The 3,798-nt window shown below is 56.3% G+C and carries 5 protein-coding genes; 3 read left to right on the top strand and 2 right to left on the bottom strand.

All coding sequences use genetic code 11. The annotated features are described in order from the left end of the window. Positions 1 to 263: DDE-type integrase/transposase/recombinase (locus BSG20_RS34645; RefSeq protein ID WP_143147620.1), on the top strand; the 263-nt coding region annotated here is incomplete at its 5' end. Positions 264 to 555: 292 nt separating this feature from the next. Here the strand turns inward: BSG20_RS34645 and BSG20_RS34640 are convergent. Both BSG20_RS34640 and BSG20_RS34635 read right to left on the bottom strand, forming a co-directional pair. Continuing rightward, the gene (locus BSG20_RS34640; protein ID WP_093041939.1) at positions 556 to 1,149 is read right to left on the bottom strand and encodes a conjugal transfer protein VirC2; all 594 of its coding nucleotides are present in this window, start codon (positions 1,147 to 1,149) and stop codon (positions 556 to 558) included. 1 nt (position 1,150) lies between these two features. After that, complete coding sequence (locus BSG20_RS34635) at positions 1,151 to 1,846, bottom strand: conjugal transfer ATPase VirC1 (RefSeq protein ID WP_018009311.1); 696 nt, start codon at positions 1,844 to 1,846, stop codon at positions 1,151 to 1,153. 248 nt (positions 1,847 to 2,094) lie between these two features. On the opposite strand from BSG20_RS34635, the gene virD1 reads away from it, so the two are divergent. Together virD1 and BSG20_RS34625 are read left to right on the top strand one after the other, a co-directional pair. Then, positions 2,095 to 2,553, top strand: coding sequence for a T-DNA border endonuclease subunit VirD1 (gene virD1, locus BSG20_RS34630; protein ID WP_244551848.1), 459 nt, complete (start codon positions 2,095 to 2,097; stop codon positions 2,551 to 2,553). A gap of 37 nt (positions 2,554 to 2,590) precedes the next feature. Next, the coding region (locus BSG20_RS34625; RefSeq protein ID WP_093041943.1) for a relaxase/mobilization nuclease domain-containing protein at positions 2,591 to 3,798 on the top strand (1,208 nt) is incomplete at its 3' end.

The raw sequence follows: 3,798 nt of genomic DNA, 5'->3' as shown, positions 1-3,798 counted from the left end.
GGGACGTGATGCCCACTGTCGAACATCGATCGCACAAGGGCCTTAACAATCGCGCAGAGAATTCTCACGTGCCGCTTCGAAAACGAGAGCGGATGATGCAGGGCTTTCGATCCGTCGGAGGTTTGCAACGTTTCATCTCGGTCTTTTCAGCAGTCAGAAATCTTTTCGTCGCGCCGCACCAGAGACACTCAGCCCTAGCCACCCATATTCATCGGATCCGCGCCATGGCGCAGTGGAAAGCCGTGACCGCTGCAATTGCCTGAGTTTACCGACAAGCGACTTTTCGGCCGTTGATCAAACAACGTGACATCGCCCGTTGACCTCATCAGGCCCGATTAAAGCGAAAGTAGAGCCGGACAGCACGCGCTACGATTTCGATCGGATAGCGGTGGTTCTGGTAGGTCGGTGCACTCACGCTCATGGGTGTGATGCTACCTCAATTTCCTTACCGCTCAATCAATGTGACAGTACTTTTCGTGTCGATCTTCTCCACCGTCCGAAACCTCATCGTCCCATCCCAGACCAACCGCTCCGCAGCACAAATTCGAACCCAGATCAGCGTTGTCTGTGGGTAACTTTCTTTTCGTTGTTAAAGAAAATGCAAAGAGCCGAGCTAGCAAGTTTACGGCCGAAGGCCCGGGCACTATTGAAACCCAACGGATCAAAATGGGCGAGGGCAATATCGACCAGCCGTCGCGGCATCATGCGCGACGTCGCAACTATAGATAGTGGCTCCTCAACGGAGTAGGCCGGCGCGATTTCGGCAAACGAGCCGGTGGACAGCATCAACTCGTAGTCGTCCAAAGCACGCTGTAATATCATCTGTAGGGCCCGGGCAGGGCGAGACTCGGCACTTAACGCGTCAAAAGTCGCGGAGATGCCGCGGGCGGGAAGCGCCGCTGACAGAAACACCTGCACCTTCGGATCTTCGTCGTGGCGTTCATTCGGAAGAAGAACGGACCTTCTCGCGGGCAAAGCTTGGGAAGGTACTGTTCTATCACCCGTCTGGCGACTGGTCGGCTCGAGTGGTGCGATCGCTACTCGCGGATTTGAGGAGGCCAGCATACTCTCTTGGAACGACCTCGCCGATTGGCCCGTCGCAAGTCGGCGCGCCTCCTGCGCCGAAACAGCCGGTTTGCGGATACCCACATCAACCCTCCAACGCGTTCTCTACGAAGGCACCGATCATGGCAAGCTCATCCAATGCGCGGCGATTGTTACGCAACATTAGTCGCATTGCGGGAGCGTGGGACAGATTCGCCACCGTTATATGCAACATCCCCCGCTCCTTCATGGCCGCGAAGGCATCACGCTCATACATTGGCACATCAAACACTGGCAGACGCTCTAGCATATCATAGGCGGTCTGTTGAGAGACCGTCAGTCTGCCAATGGGAACTCGCTGGCGAAGAATTGCGGTATGCGTTTGCAGTTCCTCTGCCAGTAGCAGCTCGATGATGTAGCGATACGTCGCAAGCGCTTCATCGATGTCCAGAGGTGTCAGCATGGTCGGCACCAGCAGAAAGTCGGAGCTGGCAACAATAACATTGTTCAGTTCACTCAGACCGCCATGGGTGTCAGCCAGCGCATAATGGAAGCCAGCAGCTTCAGCCTGTTGATATGCGTCCTCCAGTAGAGGCAACTCATCGGCGACGAACACCTCACATTGATGATCCCAAGCGCCGTTGCGAAGGGCGTTTTCTTTCCATTTCGTAAGGGGACGGTTTTCGTCAGCTTCGAACAACGCAACCCTCCTCTTCTTGGAGGCAAGCCAGGAACACAGCCCCATTAAGGCTGTGGTTTTACCCGCTCCGCCTTTGAATGAGCAGCAAGTAATCAGTTTCATGTCGTAGTTTTGCCTGCGCCTTGATGCTTCCACAAAAGCTAGAATCGCTTTGTATTAAGTACCGATGTAATCATGAAGCTCGCCTGTGGCAACGAAATTCCATCGCATATTAGTAAATGCTTCATCGCGCTCAGTTACACCTGTAACCGTTCGCCTATTCCATTTACGATGGATATCTCTATGATAATTTCTGCTAGTTTCCGTTGTAAAATTGCGTGAGACTATTTCTGCGAATGCGGGGCATAGAAATGACAGAGGACTACTCCCCTAACTTGTTCAGCGATGCTCCTGTTCGTAGAAGACGAAGCGCCGCAATAGTTGACCCGCTCGGCTATAAGATAGTTAGCGTGCGGCTGCGGTCGGCCGAATTTGAATCTTTCTCGGAACAATTGCGGACGCTCGGGCTGACAAGCAACTTAGCTCTCCGCATCGCAGTGCGTCGGATAGCAGGCTTCCTGGAAATTGACGCCCACACTCGCCAAAACCTCCAAGAAATCACCAGCAGCATTGGTCAAATTGCCGATGCGCTCAACGACACGAGCCGGATTGCAAGTCGCGATGGTAGAGTGGATATCGAACGCTTCGAGAGCTATAGGCAGCAGTTTGGCCAAGAATTCGCCGCCCTCGACGCCCTGCTTCGCACAATACTGAACGTTTCTCGACGGCGGCAAGACGGCCGAAGATTATTACAGGAGAGCGAACAGTGAGAGGATATTCTGGGAACGTCGCTGTCAGGTGGCCAAGATGCCCCCGCAAGCCATCATAAGAATTGTGCCTCGAGGCGGCGCTCGTACCGCACGCCAAATCCGGGATCAGCTGAATTACCTGTCTCGCGAGGGCACCATTGACCTCCTGCGATCCTCGCGTCTTCAGAGTGTTGCGGTGCCATACGATCGCCTTTTCGAGATGGCACGCAGTTGGGCCGAGCAAACCGGCAACTACCAACCTGGCCAGCCAGAGGCAGAAAGCAACCAGGACCTGACCACGCACATAATCGTCAGCTTTCCGCGGGGGACCGATACCAACAACGCACACGCTGCGGGCCGGGCGTGGGCGGAAAACGTATTCGGTTCGGGGCGCCAAGGCGGTACATTCGACTACACCACTGCCTTTCATGTCGACCGCCAACATCCACATTTGCATGTTGTGGTCAATCGCAGGGCACTGGAAGGCCACTGGTTGAAAATCTCGCGCCGCCATCCCCATCACAATTACAACAATATGCGCACAGCACTTGTTGATGCCGCGTATGACAGCGGTATCGAATTGGATGCGACCTCGCGTGCTGAGCGCCACATCATGGAGCGACCGATTACTTATGCGGAGTTCCGACGCAGGCAGCGGGCTGGAGAAACAGTTGCGATTCGCCCGCACCCAGAACCCGATGTTCCCGCCACTCCCCGAGGATCATCCAGCCCCCCAAACCTTGGCGACGCCGACAGGGCCCTAAGGCCCAGCGGCGGTCCATATGGACCAAGTCACGGAGACACCCCTGGGCAAGCATCGGGAAGCAACGCCAGACCGGCCACCCGCGACAATACGGTCGATGAAGTTCGTATTGACGACGATTTTGACTCGAGAAGACGGAGCGATTCCGATGGGCAGGGACAAGCTGTGGGACACGGTACACAAGACGAGAGCGGTTTCGAGCAACAGCGCCAAACCCGACGTCGTCGGCGCCCGGAGACGGAAACTCAAGACGGCGGTTCCAATACACACCCGCGCCCACGGCAGCGCCGCCGCTACGCCCCCGGGATCATCGAAACCCGGAGCCAGCGAGCGGCCCGTGAACAACGTGAAGCCGAAGAACGCGCAAGGCGGGACGTCCAAAGGCCAGAAGAGCTCGATTTGGAGCGGCCGGAGCAACGTAAGCGCCGCCGCTACGCCCCCGGCATCATCGAAACCCGGGGCCAGCGAGCGGCCCGTGAACAACGTGAAGCCGAAGAACGCGC

The organism is Rhizobium tibeticum (assembly GCF_900110205.1).
Lineage (GTDB): Bacteria > Pseudomonadota > Alphaproteobacteria > Rhizobiales > Rhizobiaceae > Rhizobium > Rhizobium tibeticum.
Note: the sequence above shows the minus strand (reverse complement) of the source record. Positions and strands in the feature narration are given on the sequence as shown.